Genomic DNA, 25,048 nt, shown 5'->3' with positions numbered 1-25,048 from the left:
CGATGAGTTGCTTTTTGCTAGGTACCTTGTATTATTTGCAAGGTACCTAGCAGAATTTCGTGAGGGGCGCCGCATACCATGACGACAAGCGACCGGGAACTGGTGGAATTGTTCCATGACGTGGCGCGCGTCAGCCATCAGCGGGAGGTGCGCAACAACGACGCCCTCGCGCATGGCGGCGGGCAGTCGCGCTGCCTGCTCACCCTCGGCGGTCTCGGCCCGGTCAGCCAGCGTCGGCTCGCGGCGATCCTGGGCATACGCTCGGCATCGATGAGCGAACTGCTCGGCAAGATGGAGGCGCGTGGCTGGATCTCGCGCACCCCACATCCGGAGGATGGCCGCACCTACCTGGTCGAGCTCACCGGGGAGGGCAGGGCCGAGGCGATGCGTCGTCGGTCCGCCGGCAACAACGCGTCCGGCGAACTGCTGGCGGCGCTCAGCGAAGACCAACGCGTCCAATTCGGTGAGATCCTCACCGCGATCAAACGCCATTACCAGGAGCTCGACGAACGTGGGGCCTAGCGCCGCCACGTGACGGCCGGAACGGCCGGAACCGAAACCGTGCCGTGCCATCGGCGCGTCACCGACATCACCATGAATTCTCGGCAGGAACATCGACCATGCGAGGCAACGCCATGTCCAACAGTGGACAAACCCCATTGAGCAATCGCCGCCGCGCGCTCATCTTCGTCAACATCATGCTCTCGTGCATCGCCATGACCATCATGGCCACGGCGCTCACTACGGCCCTGCCACCCATCGTGGCCGATCTGGGCGTCACCATGCAGACCGGCCAATGGCTCACCAGCGGCTACTCGCTCGCCATGGGCATCGTCATGCCGTTGACCGCGTTCCTCATCACCCGGTTCCCGACCAAGCCGCTGTATCTCGCAGGCACCGTGCTGTTCATCATCGGCTCGCTGATCTGCGTGGCCCCGGTGCCGTTCGCCGTCATCATGGTCGGGCGCGTGGTGCAGGCGTGCGGCAACGGGCTGCTCATGGCGATGGCGCAGGTCGTGCTCATGACCATCTATCCGGACAGCCGTGGCACGATCATGGGCTGGTACGGCCTCGCGGTCGGTGTCACGCCGGTGATCGCGCCGACGTTGTCCGGTCTGATGGTCGACGCGTTCGGCTGGCGGTCGATCTTCTATCTGGTGGTCGGTGTGATGGCGGTGTCGCTGATTGCGGCCTGCCTCGTGTTCGACAACGTGCTGAGGACGTCGAGGCGCTCCTTCGACGTCCTGTCCTTCGCGGTGAGCATCGTCGCGTTCGGTGGTGTGACGCTCGGCATCGGCAACATCGGCTCCATGCCGTTGACGAGCATGGCGGTCCTGCCGTCGCTGGCGCTGGGCGTCGCGGCGTCCGTATGGTTCGTGATGCTGCAGCTGAAGCGCGAGCGCCCGTTCCTCGATGTGCGCATCCTGCGTCATTGCGGGTTCGCGTTGAGTGTGGTCGGCAGCATGCTGCTGTACTTCGCGATGATGGGTTCGTCGGTGATGCTGCCGCTCTACGTGCAGACCATCAAGGGCGGTTCGGCGTCGATGGCCGGCCTGGTGAGCCTGCCCGGCTCGCTCGCCATGGCGGTCATCAGCCCGATGGCCGGCAGGTTGTACGACCGGTTCGGCGTGCGGCGTCTGTTCCTCGTCGGCGGCGTCTGCCTCACCGCGAGCAACCTGTGCATGGGACTGCTGCCGATGTCGGCGTCCATCTGGGTGGCCGCCACGATCAACGTGGCGCGGTCGCTCGCGATCGGCTGCCTGATGATGCCGCTGGTCACCTGGGGCACCGGAGTCGCGGGGGAGGGGCGTCTCGCCGATGCGAACGCGTTGCTCACCGCGCTGCGCACCATCGCCGGCGCGATCGGCCAGGCCGTGTTCGTCGGGATGATGACCGCGTTGGCGGCGTCCGCGCACGCCGGCGGCATGACCATGGCCGCGGCGGACATGCATGGCCTGAACCTGACGTATCTGGTCATGGGTGCGTGCGCGGTCCCGTTGATCGTCATCCCGCTCGTGTTCCTGCACAGCGAGCGGAACGGCTGACGACGTGGGCCTGTCGTGATCGTGCCGCCGCGAATCGATGCCCGGCGGTATTGACTTCGAGCGCTCGAAGTCGATATATCCGATGATGGTGGATGATATGCAGAGTCCGGAGAGCATGTTCGCCAAGGAGGTGGCCGGATGATAGTCGATGAACGCATCGATCACGGTGTTCCCTTTGATTGGGGACGCGTATCGGACGAATATGCGCGCTATCGCGACATCTATCCGGCGCGGTTCTACCGGAGGATCCTCGACCGTGGCCTATGCCGTGACGGACAGTACGTCCTCGATTTGGGCACCGGTACGGGTGTGATTCCGAGAGCCATGGTCCGGTATGGGGCGACCTGGGTCGGCGTCGATATCTCCGAACGGCAGATCGCCCAGGCGCGGAGGCTTTCCGAAGGCATGGGCATTGTATATCGCACGATGCCGGCGGAGCATATCGATTTTCCCGACGGCATGTTCGACGTGATCACGGCATGCCAATGCTTCTGGTACTTCGACCATGAGGCGATTCACGGCACACTGCATCGCATCCTCAAACCGAATGGGCGCATCCTCGTGCTGTATATGGCGTGGCTGCCGTTCGAGGATCCGATCGCGGGAGCGAGCGAACGGCTGATTCTGAAATACAACCCGGACTGGAGCGGCGCGGGGGAACGGATGCGTCCGATCGACATCCCCGCCTGCTACTCAAACGGTTTCGAACTCGTTCATCATGAGGAATACAGACTCGCCGTGCCGTTCACACGCGAGAGCTGGAACGGACGGGTGAAGGCATGCCGGGGCATCGGTGCGTCGCTCCCCGCACGTGAGATTGCGGCGTGGGAACGGGAGCATAAGGCACTGCTCGAGCGCATCGCCCCGGAACGGTTCGAGGTGCTGCATTATGCCGCGATGGCCGAACTGAAACGCATCTGAACAGTGATAATGGTCATAGGCAAAATCCGAAACGAATGGCGGTTCATGCCGAACATCGAGACGACGGGAATCCGCTACTCCACGCCGCCCAGCAGGGTGTGCGCGTAGGCGTGCAGCTGCTCGCGGGTGAGCTCGTGCCCGCGCAGATATGCCCAATCGAGCACGAGCATCATCGTGTTCGCGTAATGGTCGGCGATGAGGTCGGCCGGCAGGTCGAACCGGTCGAGGTCGACGCAGGTGCGCATGATCTCGTGCGCCCGTCCCTCGATGAACATGTGCAGGCTGGAGAACAGGGGGCCCGCCGGCGGATTGTGCTCTAGCACCGCGCGCAGCAGATCCGCGTTGGATTCCAGCAGGTCGGCCATCGCGTCAAGAGCGGTGTCCACGCGATGTTCCGGCTCGGACGATGCGAGGTCGGTCAGATTCGTTTGCATGGACAATGCCGTCCAACAGTAGTTGAGCAGATCGTCGCGGTCCTCGAAGTAGTTGTAGAACGTGGCGCGCGGATAGCCTGCCCGTTCGCACAGTGAGTTGACGCTGATGTCGGTGAACGATGTGGTCGCCAGCAGCCCGGTCATCGCGTCGAAGAACGCGTCGAGCGTGCGCTGCGCGCCACGCGTGAGTTTGCCGTTGAGATCCTTCTTCATGATCATCCAGCATATCCTATCGTCCAGAATTTTGCAGTTGTCAAACTATGTGATAGTTTAGACAACTGTAAAAACATAGACGTATGGAAAGTTGGAAATCATGATGAATGAGAAGACTGCGACGCCGATCGCCGAACCGCTGATCCTGCCCTGCGGGGTGACGATCAAGAACCGGTTCTACAAATCCGCGATGAACGAGGCGCTCGCCGGCCGCGACTGCGCCCCGACCGAGGAGCACGTGCGTCTCTACCGCACGTGGGCGAGGGGAGGTGCGGGCGTGCTTGTCACCGGCAACGTGATGGTCGACCGCACCCAGCTCGGCGAGCCCGGCAACGTCGCCGTCGAGGACGAGCGTGACCTGGACATGCTGCGCCGTTGGGCGGCGGCCGGCACCGAGAACGGCACACACTGCTGGATGCAGATCAACCACCCCGGGCGCCAGTCGCCCATCACCATCAACCCGCATCCGCTCGCCCCGAGCGCCGGCGGAATCGACGGCGAATACGGCAGGTTCTTCGCCGAGCCCACCGAACTCACGGTCGGTCAGATCCGCGACATCGTGCGCCGGTTCGCCACCACGGCGCGCATCGCGAAGAAGGCGGGCTTCACCGGCGTGGAGATCCATGCGGCGCACGGATACCTCATCAACCAGTTCCTCTCGCCGCTCGACAACCGGCGTGCCGACGAATACGGCGGCGACATCGAACACCGCGCCCGATTCCTGTTCGACGTGTTCGACGCGGTGCGCGAGGCGGTCGGCCCCGATTTCCCCGTGGCGGTCAAACTCAATGCGCAGGACGGCGCGCCGGGCGGCTTCAGCGAGGAGGAGTCCATCTGGGTCATGAAACAGCTGGAGACCCGAGGCGTCGACCTCATCGACATCTCCGGCGGCACCTACGCCAAGCCGGTCATCCAGACCAACAGCGGCGCGGCCGAGGACCGCAGGCGCGGCGTCTACTTCACCGACTTCGCACGCCGCGTCAAAGGCGAGCTGACCGTGCCGGTCGCCCTGACCGGCGGCTTCCGCAACGCACGCGACATGGAACGGGCGCTCGATGAGGGCATCACGCAGATGATCGGCATCGCGCGTCCTCTGGCTCTGGTCCCCGACCTGCCCAAGCGCATCATCCGCGACCGATGGGACGGCAGCGTCGAGCTGCCCCGCGTCATGACCGGCATCAGGGCCCTCGACAAGGCGTTCGGCGGCATCCTCGTCATCAGCTGGTTCGAACTGCAGATGCACCGCATCGCGCGCGGGGAGGGTCCCGATCCGCGCATCGGCGGCCTGAAGGCGCTGCTGTTCGCGCTCAGACAGCACGGTCCCGCCGCCCTCACTCCACGCCGCCGCAAAGTGCGGCGGTGATCTTCGCTGCCAACGTTTCACAGTCTGCAAAGACAAATGCAAAGGAGTCATCGAATGGATATCGCCATCGTCGCCGGTGCGTCATCGGGTCTTGGGGCGGCGTTCCTCGAGGCGATCGTCGCCCGATACCGGAATCTCGATGAGATCTGGATCATCGCCCGACGCGAGCAACGGCTGCGCGCGCTTGCCGAGCGGTACGACAATCCGAATACGCGTATCCGGGTTGTGCCGCTGGGCCTGACCAAGACGGATGCGCATGGGGAATTGGCCGCATTGTTGAGGGAATCGCGGCCGGACATTCGAGTGCTGATCAACAATGCCGGCTACGAGCGTGAAGGGTTGCTGCGTGACATGAAGCCGGCGGACATCCGCACGATGATCGACCTCAACGTGACCGCCATGACGATGGTCAACCGTATCTGCCTGCCGTACATGAGCAGCGGAAGCTTCGAGGTGATCACCGGATCGGTGTCGTCCTTCGCGCCGATTCCATGGCAGGCCGTGTATGCCGCGAGCAAGGCCTATGTCAGGTTCCTCGCCCGTGCGTTGCACGAGGAGGAGCGTACTCGCGGCGTGAACGTGATGCTGTTCAGCCCCGGCAACATGGATACCGAAATGAACGTGCGTGGCGCTGCCTCCGGCAAACTCGCCCGGCTGCCGTACCTCGACCTGCATCGGGAGACCGGGAAGGTGCTGGCGAAGGCGGAACGCGGATGCGCCGAGTACACGCCATTGGCGTTCTACAAGCTGTATCGCGTGTTCGCCAAACTGGCGCCCTCCGCGCTTGCCGTCTGCGTCGACAGTTTCGAAACGGGTGGAGCAGGCGGCGAATCCACCCGTTGATTCCGCTCTGCTGTAGCTCGCCGCCGTCCTCACCACAGCACGTCGATGGGGGCGGTGGTCTTGTTGATCTCGATGATGCGGCAGATCTCCTCCGGCGTCTCCTTGCAGCCGCGCCGGATCCACAGCCAGATGATCGAGGCGACCGCCGAGACGAGGATCTCCATCGCGTAGTCCGCCGGAATGCCGTTGTAGGAGGACTGGGGATCGGCGCCGAACCGTGTCGCCTGCGCCACGATCAGTTGCTTGAGCACCTTCTTCAGTTTGTCGTAGAGCTGCATGTCGTTGCCGGAGCGCGAAATCGCGTTGAAGAACGCGTAGTCGTCCCGCACATAGCGCAGCGCGGCGGAGATCGACTCGGTCTGGAACGCATCGCAGATCGCCCGGCCGGTGGCGCTCGACGTGGTGTGGGCTTCCGCATCGGAGTTGTCGACAAGGATCGTCGTCAGCTCCTCGATCGTGTCGTCGATGAGCTGCTCCCTGAGATCGAACTTGTCGAGGTAGTGCATGTAGAACGTGCCGCGGTTGATGCCCGCGGTGCGGGCGAGGTCGCTCACGGTCATCACGTCGAATCCCCTGGATTGGACGAGCGATGTGAACGCGGCCTTGATCTTCGCCTCGGTCTTGGTTTTTCGTTTGGTGGTCATGGTGCTCCCGTCGGTGGTATCGATAGTCGATTATATCAACATGTTGTCGATATTGGCGATCGAATCGACAATTTCCGGCTGGCTGTCCAATCTGAACAGAACCCCTGAAACCGTTCATTGACCGGCCATTCCTGGCGTATCTAGAATCACAACCAACTTAAATCAACACGTTGTTTATTGAGGAGCGAAAGGAACCGACAATGGCCTACATCGATATGGTCCACAGCTTCAAGCGCTATCACATGGGAGACACCGTCATCACCGCCAACAACGACGTCAGCTTCGGCATCGAGAAGGGCGAACTCGCCATCATCCTCGGTTCGTCCGGCGCCGGCAAATCCACCGTGCTCAACATCCTCGGCGGCATGGACACGAACTCCGAAGGCCAGGTCATCATCGACGGCAAGGACATCTCGAACTACACCGCCCACCAACTCACCGACTACCGCCGCCACGACATCGGCTTCGTGTTCCAGTTCTATAACCTCGTCGCCAACCTCACCGCCAAGGAGAACGTCGAACTCGCCTCCGAAATCGTGCAGGACGCGCAGGATCCGGTGCAGACGCTCATCGACGTGGGGCTCAAGGACCGCATCGACAACTTCCCGGCGCAGCTCTCCGGCGGCGAACAGCAGCGCGTCGCCATCGCACGCGCCGTCGCCAAGAACCCCAAGATCCTGCTGTGCGACGAGCCGACCGGCGCACTCGACTACAACACCGGCAAACAGGTCCTCAGGATCCTGCAGGACCAAAGCAGGAAGAAAGGCGCGACCGTCGTCATCGTCACCCACAACTCCGCCATCGCGCCCATCGCCGACCGCGTCATCCACATGCACGACGCCCGCGTCAAATCCATCGACGTCAACGAGCACCCGATGGACATCAACGACCTGGAGTGGTGACCGCCATGACCCGCAAACACATGCTGTGGAAGGACATCCGCGTCACCCTCGCCAAATCCAAAGGACGCTTCGCCTCGATCGTCAGCCTCATGCTGCTCGGCTCATTCGCGCTCGTCGGACTGTTCGCCACCGGACCCGACATGCAGGCGACCGGCAGGACCTTCTACGACGAGCACAATCTCGCCGACGTGACCGTCATCAGCGACTACGGATTGAGCCGCGACGACGAGACCATCATCCGCGACACCGCCGGCGTGCGCCAGGCCGAATTCGGCTACTTCAAAGACGTCACGATCAAAGGCAGCGACCACAGCCTGCGCATCTACTCCAAACCGAACGTCGTCTCCGGATACCGCGTCGTCGAAGGACGATTGCCGGACAAAACCGGCGAGATCGCGCTCGACTCAGGCGAACGCGACAAATACGCGATCGACAGCACCGTCAACGTCACCGAACTGCCCGACATCGCCGGCGACACCATCCTCAAACGGACCGAATACACCGTCGTCGGATTCGTCGACGCCAGCGAGATCGTCTCCGACCTCAACATGGGCCAATCCACCGCCGGAACCGGCGAACTCGACGGCTACGGCGTGGTCGTGCCGAAGACGTTCGACTCGGACGTGACGATGATCGGACGCATCACCTTCGACGACACGCGAGACCTCGACTACTGGACCGCCGACTACCGCGACCGCGTGCAGGCGCACAAGGACACACTCACCAAACGCCTCTCCGGACAACCCGAAGCACGCGAAGCCGCCATCCGCGAAGACCGCCGCGCGCAGATCGACAAGGCGCAGGCCAAGGTCGACGACGCGAAGCAACAGCTCACCGATGCCGAACAGCAGCTCACCGACGCGAAGACCCAGATCGAAACCGCCAAGGATCAGATGACCCAAGGCGAGATCGACGCCGTCGACCAAGGCTCGTCCGCGGCCGCCGAACTCTCCGGCGCGCTCGCGCAGATCGCCTCGGCCAGCTCGCAGATCACCGCCGGACAGGCCAAGCTCGCCGCCGGCGCCCAACAGCTCACACAGGGGCAGTCCCAGCTCGACTCGTCATGGAGCCAACTCACACAGGCCAAGACGCAACTCGACACGGCGCGCGCCGCCCTCGAATCGGTCAAACCCGTGCTCGACAAAACCGGCGAGCTGCTGACCGACTGGGCTGACAGCGGCCTGACCGGTGGCGTGTACGACACCATCAAAGCGCAATACGACAAGGCGCTCGCCGCCTACAACGACGCTGTCACCCAATACAACACGCAGCTGGACGCCTACGACACCGCGCTCAGGCAATGGAACGACGGCGCCGCGCAACTCGACCAGAATACCGAGGAATACCAGAGAAACGCGGCCGCGCTCGCCGACGCCTCCAACCAGCTCGCGAACAAACAGGCCGAACTCGGCCAGGCCATCTCCAAGGCGCCCGCAGGCGCGTCACACGACGGCAGCGCCTCGGCCGGCGCGAAGCAGCTCATCCAAGGCCAACGCGACATCGACAAGGCCGAGGACGAATACAACGCGAAACTACAGGAATTCAACGACGCGAAACCCGCCGCCGAACGGAAGATCGCGGACGCGGAACATGACATCGCGCTCGCCCGTGAGAAGGTCGACACGCTCGAAGTGCCCGCCTACTCGATCGACGGCAGGCGTGAGGGCCTCACCTCCAACGGCTACCGCGTATACGAGACCATCACGGACATCGTGGGCAAGCTCGCCATGATCTTCCCCGTGTTCCTGTACTTCGTGGCCGCGCTCGTCACGTTCTCCACGATGGGACGCATGATCGACGAGGAGCGCGTCAACTCCGGCACGCTGAAGGCACTCGGCTACGGCAACGCGGACATCCTCAAGAAGTTCACGGTCTACGGATTCGCCGCCTCCACCGTCGGCACCATCCTCGGCGTCGCGGCCGGGCACACGATCCTGCCGCTCATCGTCTACCATGCGTACAGCGACGGGTTCACTATGCCGCTCATCGAGCTGAAGTTCCATCCGGCCGTCACCGTGGCCGCGTTCCTGCTCGCGTGGACGAGTGCCGTCGTGCCGGCCATACTGGCCGCCGCACGCGAGCTCAAGGACAAGCCGGCCGCGCTTCTCCTGCCCAAACCGCCGGCGAACGGCTCGAAGATCCTCCTCGAACGGTTCGGCTTCATCTGGAACCGGCTCAGCTTCACGCGCAAGGTCACCGCGCGCAACCTCTTCCGCTACAAGACGCGCGGCTTCATGACGATCTTCGGCGTCATGGGCGCCGTGTCGCTGCTCGTCGCCGGACTCGGCGTGCAGGGGTCCATCGACCAGATCAGCGAACGCCAGTTCGACGAGGTCGTCCACTACGACATGATCGTCGCCGAGAAACCCGACGACAACGACGAACAGCGCGCCGCCGTCGCCAAGGCCATGACCGACAAGGCCGTGGACCAGGCGATGCCGATCCGCTACGAGGAGCTCACCAGAACCGCGGGCAAAGCCGACGACAAGCAGTCGATCACGCTGCTCGTCACCGACGACGCATACAACCTCTCCGACTACGTGACACTGCGCTCGCGCGTCGGCCACAAGCCGCAGATCCTCACCGACCGAGGCGCCGTCATCTCCGAACGCATGGCCGCGATGCTCGGCGCGAAGACCGGCGACACGATCCGCGTCACCGGCGAGGACGGCGCCGAACGCTCCGTGCGCGTCGACGGCGTGAGCGAGGCGTACATCGGGCACTACATGTACATGACGTCCGGCGGGTACGAGCACGTGTTCGGCAGGGACTACCGGTCGAACGCCTATCTCGTCAACCTCAAGGACGATTCCATCGCCAACGCCGAAAAACAAGGCGCACGGTTCATGAGGAACGACGGTGTCAGGGGAGTGGTGCAGAACACCACGATGAAGAACCAGGTCGCCACGATCGTCGACTCGTTGAACCAGATCATGGAGGTGCTCGTGCTCGTGGCCGGCATGCTCGCCGTGGTGATCCTGTACAACCTCACGAATCTGAACGTGTCCGAACGCATCAGGGAGCTCTCGACCATCAAGGTGCTCGGCTTCCACTCGAACGAGACCACCATGTACATCTACCGCGAGACCATCGTGCTCTCCGCGCTCGGCATCCTCGCCGGCTACGGGTTCGGCGCCGGGCTCCACCGGTACATCATCACCGAGGTGCCGCCGGACGAGGTCATGTTCGATCCCGCGCTGGGATGGCCGGCGTTCGTGGCGCCCGCCGCGCTCGTCGCCGTGGTGCTGGCCGTGCTCGGCGTGGTCGTCTACCGGCAGCTCAGGAACGTGGACATGCTCGCCGCGTTGAAATCGGTGGAATAGCCATTGCGTTGGGTGAGACGGACGGTGAGCTGGTGAGACGGCGGACCGGTCGAGAAACACGCGGGCGCTAGCATCGTCGGACAGACACGGTTCCGTCCGTCCGATGAGGAGATGCATATGCCCGAAGTGTCGCGTCGCGCCCAGGAGGCCCTGTACCCGTCCGTCCGTGAGATGTATGAGATGGCGTCCGGCATGGAGGACGTCATCTCCTTCATGATCGGCGAACCCGGGTTCGACACGCCCCGCGAGGTGGTCGACGCCGCGTACGCCGCCGCACGCGCGGGGGACACGCACTACACGCCCAACAGGGGGACGGTTGCGTTGCGCCGCGCATGGTGCGCCTCCCGCAACCGCGCCGATGGCGTCGACTACGATCCCGACACCGACATCATCATCACCGCCGGCGGCATGGAAGGCATGTTCCTCGCCATGACCGCGGCCATGGACGCCGGCGACGACATCCTCATCCCGGACCCCGGATACGCGAACTACTTCGGTCAGGCCCAGATGACGGGCGTCAACGTGGTGCCCGTGCCCCTGCATGAGGAGCACGGCTGGCGCATGCGCGCGCAGGACGTGGAGGCCGCCGTCACGCCGCGGACCAGGGCGCTTCTGCTCAACTCGCCCTCGAACCCCACCGGCGCCGTCATCGGACCGGACGAGCTCGAACGCATCGCCGACGTGGCACGCCGGCACGACCTGTGGGTGATCAGCGACGAGGTGTACCGCGCGTTCGTCTATGACGACGCGACGGAATGCCGCTCCATCTCACAGGTGCCGGGCATGCGGGAGCGTACGCTCGTCATCGACTCGTTCTCCAAGACGTACGCGATGACCGGATGGCGCATCGGTTGCGTCTTCGGTTCGAAGGACGCCGTCGACCGCATGACCGTCATGCAGGAGAACGTCGTCTCCTGCGTGCCGGGCGCGCTGCAGGCGGGCGCCGTGGCCGCGCTCGAAGGCGCCGCCGATATCCTGCCCGTCATGAAGGCCGCCTACCGCGCGAACCGGCGTATGGTGGTCGACGCCGTCGCCGACATGCCGCTGGTGGGTTGCGCCGAGCCCGACGGCGCGTTCTACGCGCTCGTCAACGTGAAGAGGACCGGTCTGTCCGACCGCGACTTCGCCGTGCGATTGCTGCACGAGGCGCACGTGGCCGTCACGCCCGCCTCCGGGTTCGGCGCGCGCGGCGCCGGATACGTGCGCATCTCGTACGTGGGCACGGCCGACGACACGGCCGAGGGACTGCGCCGCATGCGCGCATGGCTCGAGACGCTCGCCTGAACGCGCCGACGGGCGTCGTACGGGCGTCGTGCGGACCTCCCGGACGCCCGCATGGCGCGACCGGATGACGCGGCCGGATCAAGGAAAACCCGAATCGCGTAAAATTGGGTATTGACTTTTCACGCAACTCGGTATATGGACAGCGAAACGCAAACGACATAGGCCGACGCTACGCTGTCAACAGCAACTGACAGAGGTGGCGCGCTTCGGCGTGCCCGCTAACGATTGAGGTGATTCCGGTGACATTCAAAGCCCCGCTCGATCTCACGGTCCATGCTCCGGACGGCATGTACGACCCTTCCAACGAGCATGACGCCTGTGGTGTGGGCATGGTCACCACGCTCAACAAGAAGCCCGAACACAAGATCGTCAAGGACGCCATCGAGGTGCTCGTCAACCTCGACCATCGTGGCGCCGTCGGCGCCGAGGAGAACACGGGTGACGGCGCCGGCATCCTCATGAGCATGCCGGACGAGTTCATGCGTGCCACCGTGCCCGCCGAACTGCCCGAAGCCGGCCACTACGCCGCCGGCATCGCGTTCCTCGACCGTGACATCGAGACCTCCGGCCAGCAGGAGCAGGCCATCGCGAAGATCGTGCGTGAGGAGGGCCTCGAGGTCCTCGCCTGGCGCGTCGTGCCCACCAACCCGGACGGGCTCGGCCTGCAGGCGCTCGCCGCCATGCCGAGCTTCAAGACGCTCGTCGTGGCCGATCCGGACGGGGGACTGGTCGGCATCGAACTGGACAGGAAGACCTTCCGCATCCGCAAGCGCGTCGAGCATGAGGTGGGCGTCTACTTCGCCTCCCTGTCCGCGCGCACCATCACCTACAAGGGCATGCTGACCACCATGCAGCTGACCCACTTCTTCCCGGACCTCGTGGACGAGCGCATGAAGGCCGTCGTCGCCATCGTGCACTCCCGCTTCTCCACCAACACGTTCCCGAGCTGGCCGCTGGCCCAGCCGTTCCGCCTGCTCGCGCACAACGGCGAGATCAACACCATCCAGGGCAACCGCAACTGGCTGTCCGCGCGCGAGGGCCGTCTGAGCTCCGAACTGCTCGGCGAATTCGAACCGCTGCTGCCGATCACCACGCCCGGCTACTCCGATTCCGGCACCTTCGACGAATGCCTCGAACTGCTGCACCTCGCCGGACGCTCCCTGCCGCACGCCATCTCGATGATGCTGCCGCCGGCCTGGGAGAAGAACGACCAGCTCGACCCGGACCTCAAGGCCTTCTACGAGTACAACAACACGCTCATTGAGCCGTGGGACGGCCCGGCCGACATCGTCTTCACCGACGGCACCCAGGTGGGCGCCCTGCTCGACCGCAACGGCTTCCGCCCCGGCCGCTGGCAGCTCACCGACGACGGCTACCTCGTGCTCGCCTCCGAGGCGGGCGTCCTGCCGGAGGTCGAGCAGAAGCACATCGTCTCCAAGGGCCGTCTCGAGCCCGGCAAGATGTTCCTCGTCGACACGGCCGAAGGCCGCATCATCCCGGACGAGGAGATCAAGAAGACCCTCGCCTCCCAGCACCCGTACCGCCAGTGGGTCGAAGGCAACTCCGTGGAGATGAGCGACCTGCCCGCCCGCGAGCACGTCAACCACTCCGGACAGTCCGTCCAGCGCCGCCAGCGCGCCTTCGGGTACACCGAGGAGGATCTGAAGCTCGTCCTCACCCCGATGGCCAACACCGGCAAGGAGCCGCTCGGCTCGATGGGCAACGACACCCCGCTGCCGGTCCTGTCGAAGCGCAGCCGCATGCTGTTCGACTACTTCCACCAGAAGTTCGCGCAGGTCACCAACCCGCCGCTCGACTGGGAGCGTGAGGAGATCGTCACCTGCCTCGAATCCGCCATCGGCCCGGAGCCGAACCTGCTGACCGATTCCGAGCTGCACGCCAAGAAGATCCTCATCCCGCTGCCCGTCATCAACTCCGACGAGATGGCCCAGCTCAAGCGTCTCGACAAGGCGCGCATCCTCGGCGGCTACTACCGTCCGTACGTCGTCAAGGGCCTCTACCAGGTGGCCGGCGGCGGCGACGCCCTCCAGGAGCGTCTCGACGAGATCTTCGCCGAGGTCGACGAGGCGATCGACAACGGCAAGAACTTCATCGTGCTGTCCGACCGCGACTCCAACCACACGTGGGGTCCGATTCCGTCCCTGCTGCTCACGTCCGCCGTGCAGCACCACCTGCTGCGCCGCCACACCCGCACGCAGATCTCCATGGCCGTCGAGGCCGGCGACGTGCGCGAGATCCACCACGTGGCCCTGCTCATCGCCTACGGCGCCGCCTGCGTGAACCCGTACCTCGCGTTCGAATCCGTCGAGAACCTCTCCCGCGAAGGCTACGTGAAGGTCGATCCGGCCACCGCCGTGAAGAACCTCACCAAGGCGCTGTCCATCGGCGTGCTCAAGATCATGGCCAAGATGGGCGTCTCCACCATCATGAGCTACCGCGGCGCCCAGCTGTTCGAGGCCGTGGGCCTGAGCCAGCAGGTTGTCGACGAATACTTCACCGGCACCACCACCCGCGTGGGCGGCGTCGGCCTCGACGAGATCGCCGAGGAGGTCGCCTCCCGCCATCGCGTCGCCTACCCGAACCAGTGGACCGCGTCCCCGCACCGCAACCTGCGCACCGGCGGCCTCTACAAGTGGCGCCGCACCGGCGAGGATCACCTCAACGACCCGGAGGCCATCTTCCTGCTGCAGCAGTCCACCCAGCGCGGCGACTACGGCATGTTCAAGAAGTACTCGCACCACATCGACGACACCTCCAACAGGCTCATGACGCTGCGTGGCCTCATGAAGTTCAACAACACGCGCAAGCCGATCGACATCTCCGAGGTGGAGCCGGCCAGCGAGATTGTCAAGCGCTTCTCCACCGGCGCGATGAGCTACGGCTCCATCTCCCAGGAGGCGCACGAGACGCTCGCCATCGCCATGAACCGGATCGGCGCGCGCTCCAACTCCGGCGAGGGCGGCGAATCCGACGACCGCATCGAGGATCCGCAGCGCTACAGCCGCATCAAGCAGATCGCGTCCGCGCGCTTCGGCGTCACCTCCGACTACCTGGTCCACGCCACCGACCTGCAGATCAAGCTCGCCCAGGGCGCCAAGCCGGGCGAAGGCGGCCACCTGCCGGGCGCCAAGGTTCCGCCGTGGATCGCCAAGGTCCGCCATGCCACCCCGGGCGTCGAACTCATCTCCCCGCCGCCTCACCACGACATCTACTCCATCGAGGATCTCAAGCAGCTGATCAACGACGCGAAGATGGCGAACCCGAAGGCGCGCGTCCACGTCAAGCTCGTCTCCGAGTTCGGCGTCGGCACCATCGCCGCCGGCGTGGCCAAGTGTCATGCCGACGTGGTGCTGATTTCCGGCTACGACGGCGGCACCGGCGCGGCCCCGCTCAACGCGATCCGCCACGCGGGCACCCCGTGGGAGATCGGCCTGTCCGAGACCCAGCAGACGCTGATCCTCAACGGCCTGCGCTCCCGCATCGTCGTCCAGTGCGACGGCGAGCTGAAGACCGGCCGCGACGTCGTCATCGCGGCGCTGCTCGGCGCCGAGGAGTTCGGCTTCGCCACCGCGGCGCTGATCGTCGAAGGCTGCGTCATGATGCGCGCATGCCAGAAGAACACCTGCCCGCAGGGCATCGCCACCCAGGATCCGGAGCTTCGCGCCCGCTTCCGCGGCAAGCCCGAAAGCGTTGTGAACTTCTTCATGTTCATCGCCGAGGAGGTGCGCGAGATCCTCGCACAGCTCGGCTTCCGCACGCTCGAGGAGGCCGTCGGCCACGTCGAGTGCCTGGACCAGGACGAGGCGATCAAGCGCTGGAAGTCCGACGGCATCGACCTGACCAACGTGCTCAAGCAGTCCGGTCCGGTCCCCGGCACCATCCTGCACAACACCGAGCAGCAGAACCACGAGCTCGAGAAGGCGCTCGACAACAAGCTCATCGAACTCGCCGAGCCCGCGCTCGAACGCAAGGAACCCGTGCGCATCGAGATGCCGATCCGCAACGTCAACCGCACCGTCGGCACGATGGTCGGCTACGAGATCACCCGCCGCTACGGCGCGCCCGGCCTGCCCGACGACACCATCGACATGACCCTGCACGGCTCCGGCGGCCAGTCCATCGGCGCGTTCATCCCGCGCGGCGAGACCATCCGCGTGTACGGCGAGGTCAACGACTACGCCGGCAAGGGCCTGTCCGGCGGACGCCTCATCGTCCGTCCCGAGGACGGCGTGACCTTCGACCCGCACGAGGACGTCATCGCCGGCAACGTCACCGGCTTCGGCGCCACCTCCGGCGAGATGTTCGTCGCCGGCAAGGCGGGCGAACGCTTCGCCGTGCGCAACTCCGGCGCCACGTTCGTCGTCGAGGGTGTGGGCGACCACGGCTGCGAGTACATGACCGGCGGCACCGTCGTGGTGCTCGGCCCGACCGGCCGCAACTTCGGCGCCGGCTTCTCCGGAGGCAACACGTACGTGCTCGACCTCGACATGAAGCAGGTCAACCCGGAGGCCGTGGAATCCGGCGCGCTGCTCTTCGAGCCGCTCGACGCCGAAACCTCCGACCTCGTCAAGGGCCTCGTCAAGAAGCACGCCGAGGAGACCGGCTCCGCGTTCGCCGCCGGCCTGCTCGAGGATTGGGACGCGACCGCCAAGCGGTTCACGCACGTCGTGCCCAAGCACTTCATCGCCATGGAGAAGGCCATGGCCGAGGCCGAAGCGGAACACATCGATTTCAACACGCCCGGCGCCTGGGAGCAGGTGTACGAGCACGTCATGGAAGGAGCGCGCTGAGATGGGCGACCCGAGAGGATTCCTGAAAGTCCGCACCCGCAGGGAGCTGGCGGAGCGCCCCGTCCAGGAGCGCATCAAGGACTGGTTCGACGTCCACGCCGAATCCGGCCTGCAGCCGTGGACCACCGAACAGGCGGCCCGCTGCATGGACTGCGGCACCCCGTTCTGCATGACCGGCTGCCCGCTGGGCAACCTCATCCCGGAGTTCAACGACCTGGTCCGCCAGGAGCAGTGGGAGGACGCCTACCAGCGGCTCTCCCTGACCAACAACTTCCCCGAGGTGACCGGCCGCATCTGCCCGGCCCTGTGCGAACAGGCCTGCGTGCTCGGCATCCACCAGCCGCCGACGATGATCAAGAACGACGAATGCACGATCATCGACCAGGCGTGGGACCTCGACTACGTCAAGCCGATGCCGCCGCAGCGTCTGACCGACCAGACCGTCGCGGTCGTCGGCTCCGGCCCGTCCGGCCTCGCCGCCGCACAGCAGCTCACGCGCGCCGGCCACACCGTCGTCGTCTACGAGAAGGACGACGCGTTGGGCGGCCTCATGCGCTACGGCATCCCGAACTTCAAGCTCGAGAAGACGCTCATCGACCGCCGCATCAAGCAGATGGAGGCCGAAGGCACCCGCTTCGAGACGGGTGTGGAGATCGGCAAGGACATCAGCTGGGACGACCTGCGCGACCGGTACGATGCGGTCGTCGTCGCCATCGGCTCCCGCGTGCCGCGCGACATGAAGATCCCTGGCCGTGAGCTCGACGGCATCCACTTCGCCATGGACTTCCTGCCCGATGCCACCCGCCGCATCTACGGCGCGCCGCTCGAACACGACATCACCGCCAAGGACAAGCACGTCATCGTCATCGGCGGTGGCGACACCGGCTCCGACTGCCTCGGCACCTCCATCCGCCAGGGAGCGAAGGACGTCACCGTCCTGCAGATCATGCCGAAGGAGCCTTCGAAGCGTCCCGACAACCAGCCGTGGCCTACCTTCGCCCGCCTCTACCAGAAGACCACGTCGATGGCCGAAGGCGGCGAATACCTGTACTCCACCGATTCGGTGAACTTCATCGGCTCGGAGGAGGAGCAGTCCCGCGTCCACGTGGAGAACTCCACCACCGCGGAAGGCTTCGTGGCGGACGAGCACGGCCATGTGACCGGCCTCAAGGTCGTGTCCGTCGCCCCCGGCGAGAACGGTCCGTTCACCCGTCAGCCCGGCACCGAACGCGTGCTGCCCGCCGACCTGGTCCTCATCTCCGTGGGCTTCCTGCACCCGGACACTTCGACCATCGTCGACCAGCTGCCCGTCGAGCTCGACAAGCGCGGCAATATCGCCCGCAACGACAAGTTCGCCACCTCCCAGGACGGCGTCTTCGTGTGCGGCGACGCCGGCCGCGGCCAGAGCCTCGTGGTGTGGGCCATCGCGGAGGGCCGCTCCTGCGCGGCCGCCGTGGATGAATACCTGTCCAGCGAGCACACCAGCGAGCTGCCCGCGCCGATCACGGCCTCGCAGCGTCCGATGATGCTGCCCCGCTGATACATGGTTGATACCTGTCCGATAGAGGGGATTCGTTTGCTACTCCGACCGTGACACGTTCCTCTGGGTTGGAATCATTTAAGGGTCTCTTGTATATGCCAGTTGCCTGATTGGCATATGCAAGAGACCCTGTTGCATTGCATGGCATGATCAGAGAGTGTTCTGGGCTATGGACACTCTGAAACCGAATGAAAATACTTTGATTCCATACCGTATATGCTGGTATATAAGGGATTTTGAAGTGTGTTCCCCGCATACGCGGGGATGATCCCTAGGAAATAACGTTATGCCGGCCTATGCGGGGGTGTTCCCCGCATACGCGGGGATGATCCCTGCTCCAACTCGGCTTCGAGCATGTCGGTGTCGTGTTCCCCGCATACGCGGGGATGATCCCGGCGGCACGTGGCGGAACGTGGCGGCGCATGGGTGTTCCCCGCATACGCGGGGATGATCCCTGTACACGTCCCGGCTCATCCACCTCATCAAAGTGTTCCCCGCATACGCGGGGATGATCCCCAGCTCGTCGCCCTCACTTGGAACGTCGGCGCGTGTTCCCCGCATACGCGGGGATGATCCCGTGCTGTCGGCCGTGCCCTCGGTGCTCATGACGTGTTCCCCGCATACGCGGGGATGATCCCCCCCGCACACGCCGCATCATCGGACACTGCCCGTGTTCCCCGCATACGCGGGGATGATCCCGCGTGTTCCGCGACGGGCGCGGCGGGCCGCTGGTGTTCCCCGCATACGCGGGGATGATCCCGGCCCGGACACGATCCTCGGCAGCACCCCGCCGTGTTCCCCGCATACGCGGGGATGATCCCCGACCGGACTCGCGAAGCGCTCCCGTCTTATAGTGTTCCCCGCATACGCGGGGATGATCCCACTTGGCAGTTCGCGGCCGAAAAATACTCGGAGTGTTCCCCGCATACGCGGGGATGATCCCTGGCAGGGATGCGTGAACGCTTCCCGTGCCGCGTGTTCCCCGCATACGCGGGGATGATCCCGGATGCATGATAATAGCCATGGGAACTCCTAAGTGTTCCCCGCATACGCGGGGATGATCCCTGCCAAGTGTTCACACCGGGCAATGCCGCCGCGTGTTCCCCGCATACGCGGGGATGATCCCTAATCGCAGACATGACGGCGGTAACAATACCCGTGTTCCCCGCATACGCGGGGATGATCCCGGCGACAAGACCAACGCGTTCGCGAAACTCCAGTGTTCCCCGCATACGCGGGGATGATCCCATGTTTTGCGCGCCCTGCCACGCCTGCGTCCAGTGTTCCCCGCATACGCGGGGATGATCCCGGCGACCTCGACTCCAACAATGGCGACGACATGTGTTCCCCGCATACGCGGGGATGATCCCGATCTGTTTCTAGTGTCGCGGCTCTTGGGCCAGTGTTCCCCGCATACGCGGGGATGATCCCACGTTCATGGACAAAACCACGTGTGACGGCCAGTGTTCCCCGCATACGCGGGGATGATCCCGCGGCACCATCACCGTCGTTGAGCAGCATGAAGTGTTCCCCGCATACGCGGGGATGATCCCTATGCGTCGAACTGCCAGACCATCAGCATCGAGTGTTCCCCGCATACGCGGGGATGATCCCTACACGACCGCGACGGAGACCGTGCCCGCCGGGTGTTCCCCGCATACGCGGGGATGATCCCGACATGAGACCTAACGAATCGTCGGGCCACTCGTGTTCCCCGCATACGCGGGGATGATCCAGTGCTCGCCATGCGTGGCTCCCCTTAGGCGAAGTGTTCCCCGCATACGCGGGGATGATCCCCGAATACAGCGTTGGGTGGAAACCGCCCTACAGTGTTCCCCGCATACGCGGGGATGATCCCCCATATAGAGGCGCGTATCGGCTGTTGCCTTGGTGTTCCCCGCATACGCGGGGATGATCCCTGATCCACACCGACGCGTCCCACACGGACATGGTGTTCCCCGCATACGCGGGGATAATCCCGCATCAAGCCGCCACGGTAGGACACCGTGACGGTGTTCCCCGCATACGCGGGGATGATCCTCATGCCGTTGGGCCCGAAGGCCACCGCCTGAGGTGTTCCCCGCATACGCGGGGATGATCCCACGTCGTCAACCAGGAAACCAATATCAAGGAGGTGTTCCCCGCATACGCGGGGATGATCCCGACTGGGGAAACTTGCCGAATGCGGCGGCCACGTGTTCCCCGCATACGCGGGGATGATCCCGTCAGACATCGAAGAGTCGGAGGGGAGCTGCAGTGTTCCCCGCATACGTGGGGATGATCCCCCCAAGACCAGCAGTAACCATATGACGGGCGTGTGTTCCCCGCATACGCGGGGATGATTAGCGTTGCGCCAACGTCTGCTTGCGTTTCGCGCAGTGTTCCCCGCATACGCGGGGATGATCCTTCCACGTCCATGCCGTCGCGGACGGTGACCTTGTGTTCCCCGCATACGCGGGGATGATCCCACTCTCGACGCGCGGATGCGCGAGCTCGTAGAGTGTTCCCCGCATACGCGGGGATGATCCCTGGCAGAAGGGCATCGACCTGTCCCGTGTGCCGTGTTCCCCGCATACGCGGGGATGATCCCTCGCATCCGACCTCACGCCGTTGCACGACAGTGTGTTCCCCGCATACGCGGGGATGATCCCTGATATGCGGCGATGGTCGGGTCCGTGACGCCGTGTTCCCCGCATACGCGGGGATGATCCCGCGTGCAGGCCGAAACTCAACAGGTCCGTGTCGTGTTCCCCGCATACGCGGGGATGATCCCCGTGTTGTTATCACGTCTTCCGGCGTCAGGGGGTGTTCCCCGCATACGCGGGGATGATCCCCGCAAAGACTGGCGATGAAAAGACGTGGGGTGGTGTTCCCCGCATACGCGGGGATGATCCCGTTGACGACATGATTGCCGACTACGAACGCGGGTGTTCCCCGCATACGCGGGGATGATCCCTTGGCCGTAGGGCACGGCCACGCCTTCCAGCGGTGTTCCCCGCATACGCGGGGATGATCCCCGCGCGTATCGATTTCGGCTTCGAGGGTAATGGTGTTCCCCGCATACGCGGGGATGATCCCAAGCTGCTCGCCAACCCGGCAGCCAAAGGCAGGTGTTCCCCGCATACGCGGGGATGATCCCCCTTCAGCTGCCGGCGGTTGAACAGTGGCGGTGTTCCCCGCATACGCGGGGATGATCCCTGGTGATGACGCTGGTGGCGGACCTCGCCACCGTGTTCCCCGCATACGCGGGGATGATCCCTGGTGCGTGGTGATCATGACGATGTCGCGGCGGTGTTCCCCGCATACGCGGGGATGATCCCGGTTACCCAGAAGGGCGCGACGCTTCGGGTCAGTGTTCCCCGCATACGCGGGGATGATCCCGCGTCGAGCAGTGTGTCGATGCGGTTGGCCTGGTGTTCCCCGCATACGCGGGGATGATCCCGCGCGCACCAGCACGCCGCCCAACTGGTCGGGGTGTTCCCCGCATACGCGGGGATAATCCCGCTATTCCCGGCGTCCGTTATGGCGCGCCGTCGTGTTCCCCGCATACGCGGGGATGATCCCTTTGGCATGGCGATACCGGCGATGCTGTCCATGTGTTCCCCGCATACGCGGGGATGATCCCATGCCAGTCAAGGGCACTTCGAAGGTTTGCTCGTGTTCCCCGCATACGCGGGGATGATCCCTGGGGGCGATGCTGTGGCGCAATGGGAAGGCCGTGTTCCCCCGCATACGCGGGGATGATCCCTCGTCCGGGAACAGCTTGAGGATGTAGTTCGCGTGTTCCCCGCATACGCGGGGATGATCCCGTGAGCACGCCGGACGGGCGCGCGGCCTCGTCGTGTTCCCCGCATACGTGGGGATGATCCCAGGTGCGTGGCCGGGTTGGGCGCGTCGTAGTCGTGTTCCCCGCATACGCGGGGATGATCCCGCGATTGGGGCACCGCCGTGAGGATCCTCGAGGTGTTCCCCGCATACGCGGGGATGATCCCGTCGCTTCTTTCCTTTCAGGGTGACGTGTTGAGTGTTCCCCGCATGCGCGGTGTGTTTTAGCAAGTTGGCGTCCGCTTTGTGAGCGGTGTTTTTCCGCAGTGTAGGCAGCGGGTTTCCCGCGGCGTGAGCGGTGGTGCCGCTGCCTGTGTGCGTGTTGTGTTGTTGTGGTTGGGTTATTTGGTCATGAGGGCGTGTTCGCTTCGGTAGGAGCGGCCCTCGAATCTGATGAGTCGTCCGTGGTGGACGGTGCGGTCGATGAGGGCGGCGGCCATGTTCTTGTCGCCGAGGATGCGTCCCCATCCGCTGAATTCGATGTTGGTGGTGTAGATGATGCTCCTTGTCTCGTAGCTGTCGCTGATGATCTGGAAGAGGAGGCGGCTGCCTTCCTCGTCGATGGGCAGGTAGCCGAACTCGTCGATGATCAGCAGGCGCGCCTTGCCGATGGCGGCGAGCTCCCTGTCGAGACGGTGCTCCTGTTGGGCGCGGCGCAGGCGCATGAGCAGTCCGGTCGCGGTGAAGAACCTGACTGGTACGCCTTTGTCGCAGGCGAGCCTGCCGATGGCGATGGCGAGGTGGCTTTTGCCGACCCCGACGGGCCCGTAGAGCACGAGGTCCTCGCGGGCGTCGACGAATTCGAGGCTCTCGAGCTGGGCGCGCCCCCAGTCGGCGGGCATCCTGAGGTTGGTCCAGTCGTAGCCGTCGAGGGTCTTGTCGGCGGGGAAGCCGGCCTGTTTCAGCAGGCGCGTGCGTTTGGAGCGTTCGCGTGAGTCGAGCTCGGCCTGGAACCAGCGTTCGATGAGGTCGAGCTGGTTGGGGGTGGCGTCGGCCAGCGTGTCCGCGAGCACGCTGCGCGTGAGGGTCAGGCTGCGGCTCATCCTCAGGATGCGTTCGCTCTTCTCGGTCGTGGACGCGCGCCGGCGGCGCGTCTCGGGGATCACGGGGTCGGGTCTGGCGCTCATCGGCCTTCCTCTCCTTGGTCGTGCGTGTCGGTGATGAACCGGTCGTATCCGGTCAGGTCGGGTTCGGCGACCGCGCCGGGGTATTCCCAGTCGCTGTCGCGCATGCGCAGCGCGATCGGGGTGAGCGAGTCCGTGTGCAGTCCCATGGCCTTGTTGCGGCGCAGGATCTCGTCGCATGCCCGCATCGCGGGTTCGAACCCGGCGGCACGGCACGCGTCGCCGATCGCCCCGAGGCTTTCCCGCAACGTCCTCTCATCCATGGAGTCGAGCCATCCGCGCACGTCGTCGGGCACGTCGGGGCGGATCGGGCTTTCCCGCCATGCGCCGGGGCGCACGGCGAGCATGGGCATCACCAGCGCCGGGTCCTGCAGGACGCGCGGCCCGTCGCCATAGGAGCGGGGGTATTCGGCCAGGACCTCGCCGGAACAGGGGTCCATGAGCGTGACCGTGTCCCAGCGCAGGGGCGGCCAGCACGCGCCTGCGCGCCCACGCCCCGCCCGCCAGATAGGAACGCGAGTCGACCTGGATCCGGCCGTGCTTGTCGGCGCGCCGCTCCTCCCAACGCACCGGATCGAACCGTTCGGCCGGCAAAGGCAGCAGACGCTCCCGCTCCCCGGCGAACACCTCCGCCACGGGCACGTCCATCAGACGCGGGCAGTACGACCCGACGGCCAGTTCGTCGCACCGCTCGAGCATGAGACGGCTCAGCTGGCCGTAGGACTCCGCACGCATGGGCGGGACCATGAGATTACGCCGCAGGAACCCGACCGCGTTCTCCACGCTGCCCTTCTCATGCCCGGAATACGGGTTGCAGAACCTGGCCTCGACGCGGTGATGCGCCAGGAACGCGGAGAACACCCCGGTCAACGTGATCTCGCCTTTCGCATTGCGATGGCCGGCGCCCGTGGCGTTGTCCAGCACCATCAGGGGCGGGACGCCGCCCACGTGCTCGAACACCAGCATCAGCCCCTCGCACAGGCACTCCGCGTTCTCGCCCGGCATCGCCACGCACAACCGCATGTTCGAATACGGGAACGACACCACCAGGCAATGCGTCTGCGTCTCACGGCCCGCGACGAACGCCAACGCCACGCCGAAATCGACCTGCATCACCCCCGGCGCCCACTCGAGATCCAGGAACCCGTCCGAGGAATCCCGGTTCGTCTCCCGCCAACGCTTCACGTACCGCTGCACCCCGGAATACGAGCCCGCGAACCCATGCTCGCGTACCAACCGGTCGTACACGCGCCTGGCGGTATGACGCTGCTTGCGCGGCAACCTGCAATCCGCCTCCAGCCAACCGTCCACGACCGGCATGAACTCGTCCAGCTTCGTTCCATACCTGCGGTCCACAGGCCGTTTCGGACTCATATCACGCATATCCGCGTACTTCGCGACCGTCCCCCGGTCGACATGCAGCCGCCGCGCTATCTCCGCTCGAGACAACCCCTGATGGTCGAGTCTCCTGATATCGTGCTGAATGGGCATCGGTATCGCCATGATCCTTTCCTTCCCGGAACGCCGGCCGGCGGCAACCGGCCGGATCGAATCGACTTGCAATCCGGGAATATACAGGCGGCGGAACCGATGCCTCTTCACATCACCGGGAAACGATGACGACACCGGGGAAAACGAGGTGGTGCCGTTTTCTTGGACTGTGATCCGGGAGAGGAACCATCGTGGCGAGGTATACGAGGGAGCAGCGGCGGCGTGCGGTCGAGTTGTATGTGAGGTATGAGTGCTGCGCGGCGGATGTGATCCGGGAGCTGGGGT

The 25,048-nt window shown here is 64.8% G+C and carries 13 protein-coding genes, 1 pseudogene and 1 CRISPR repeat array; of the genes and pseudogenes, 10 read left to right on the top strand and 4 right to left on the bottom strand.

Translation table 11 applies throughout. The annotated features are described in order from the left end of the window. The first annotated feature begins 78 nt into the window (after positions 1–78). From JS531_RS02760 to JS531_RS02750, 3 genes are all read left to right on the top strand, one after another. A complete protein-coding gene (locus JS531_RS02760; RefSeq protein ID WP_214312353.1) occupies positions 79–522 on the top strand; it encodes a MarR family transcriptional regulator in 444 nt (147 codons plus the stop codon). Between the two features lie 113 nt (positions 523–635). Next, the gene (locus JS531_RS02755) at positions 636–2,045 is read left to right on the top strand and encodes a DHA2 family efflux MFS transporter permease subunit (RefSeq protein WP_214312345.1); all 1,410 of its coding nucleotides are present in this window, start codon (positions 636–638) and stop codon (positions 2,043–2,045) included. 138 nt (positions 2,046–2,183) lie between these two features. After that, a complete protein-coding gene (locus JS531_RS02750) occupies positions 2,184–2,966 on the top strand; it encodes a methyltransferase domain-containing protein (protein WP_214312343.1) in 783 nt (260 codons plus the stop codon). A gap of 74 nt (positions 2,967–3,040) precedes the next feature. Here the strand turns inward: JS531_RS02750 and JS531_RS02745 are convergent, their stop codons facing one another. Further along, positions 3,041–3,619 carry a TetR/AcrR family transcriptional regulator gene (locus JS531_RS02745; RefSeq protein ID WP_214312341.1) on the bottom strand — a complete coding sequence of 193 codons (579 nt, stop codon included), beginning with the start codon at positions 3,617–3,619 and terminating at the stop codon, positions 3,041–3,043. A 94-nt stretch (positions 3,620–3,713) separates the two neighbouring features. Between JS531_RS02745 and JS531_RS02740 the strand changes: the two genes are divergently transcribed. Further along, positions 3,714–4,976: an NADH:flavin oxidoreductase/NADH oxidase family protein gene (locus tag JS531_RS02740; protein WP_214312339.1), complete on the top strand. Its 1,263-nt coding sequence runs from the start codon at positions 3,714–3,716 to the stop codon at positions 4,974–4,976. A gap of 54 nt (positions 4,977–5,030) precedes the next feature. Beyond that, entirely contained in the window at positions 5,031–5,819 is a 789-nt protein-coding gene (locus JS531_RS02735; protein WP_214312337.1) for an SDR family NAD(P)-dependent oxidoreductase, read from the top strand. Between the two features lie 29 nt (positions 5,820–5,848). On the opposite strand, the gene JS531_RS02730 is transcribed toward JS531_RS02735, so the two are convergent. Continuing rightward, positions 5,849–6,463, bottom strand: a complete 615-nt coding sequence (locus JS531_RS02730) for a TetR/AcrR family transcriptional regulator (RefSeq protein ID WP_214312335.1) — start codon at positions 6,461–6,463, stop codon at positions 5,849–5,851. Between the two features lie 200 nt (positions 6,464–6,663). Here JS531_RS02730 and JS531_RS02725 point away from each other — a divergent pair, with 200 nt between their 5' ends. The 5 genes from JS531_RS02725 to JS531_RS02705 all read left to right on the top strand — a co-directional run bounded on the left by JS531_RS02725 (position 6,664) and on the right by JS531_RS02705 (position 18,323). Beyond that, complete coding sequence (locus JS531_RS02725; protein WP_214312334.1) at positions 6,664–7,365, top strand: ABC transporter ATP-binding protein; 702 nt, start codon at positions 6,664–6,666, stop codon at positions 7,363–7,365. A gap of 5 nt (positions 7,366–7,370) precedes the next feature. After that, positions 7,371–10,688: an FtsX-like permease family protein gene (locus JS531_RS02720; RefSeq protein ID WP_214312332.1), complete on the top strand. Its 3,318-nt coding sequence runs from the start codon at positions 7,371–7,373 to the stop codon at positions 10,686–10,688. Positions 10,689–10,805: 117 nt separating this feature from the next. Then, entirely contained in the window at positions 10,806–11,972 is a 1,167-nt protein-coding gene (locus JS531_RS02715; RefSeq protein WP_214312330.1) for a pyridoxal phosphate-dependent aminotransferase, read from the top strand. Positions 11,973–12,211: 239 nt separating this feature from the next. Next, entirely contained in the window at positions 12,212–16,783 is a 4,572-nt protein-coding gene (gltB, locus tag JS531_RS02710; protein ID WP_214312328.1) for a glutamate synthase large subunit, read from the top strand. Position 16,784: 1 nt separating this feature from the next. Beyond that, positions 16,785–18,323 carry a glutamate synthase subunit beta gene (locus JS531_RS02705; RefSeq protein WP_214312326.1) on the top strand — a complete coding sequence of 513 codons (1,539 nt, stop codon included), beginning with the start codon at positions 16,785–16,787 and terminating at the stop codon, positions 18,321–18,323. A 243-nt stretch (positions 18,324–18,566) separates the two neighbouring features. Beyond that, positions 18,567–22,376: direct repeats of the CRISPR family, unit length 29 nt; unit sequence GTGTTCCCCGCATACGCGGGGATGATCCC. 113 nt (positions 22,377–22,489) lie between these two features. Here the strand turns inward: JS531_RS02705 and istB are convergent. Both istB and istA read right to left on the bottom strand, forming a co-directional pair. Then, the gene (gene istB, locus JS531_RS02700; protein WP_214312877.1) at positions 22,490–23,254 is read right to left on the bottom strand and encodes an IS21-like element helper ATPase IstB; all 765 of its coding nucleotides are present in this window, start codon (positions 23,252–23,254) and stop codon (positions 22,490–22,492) included. 17 nt (positions 23,255–23,271) lie between these two features. Further along, positions 23,272–24,775: pseudogene (gene istA, locus JS531_RS02695) on the bottom strand (IS21 family transposase). Between the last annotated feature and the right edge of the window lie 273 nt (positions 24,776–25,048).

It is taken from the genome of Bifidobacterium sp. CP2, from assembly GCF_018555635.1.
In the GTDB taxonomy this organism is placed as follows: domain Bacteria; phylum Actinomycetota; class Actinomycetes; order Actinomycetales; family Bifidobacteriaceae; genus Bifidobacterium; species Bifidobacterium saguinibicoloris.
Note: the sequence above shows the minus strand (reverse complement) of the source record. Positions and strands in the feature narration are given on the sequence as shown.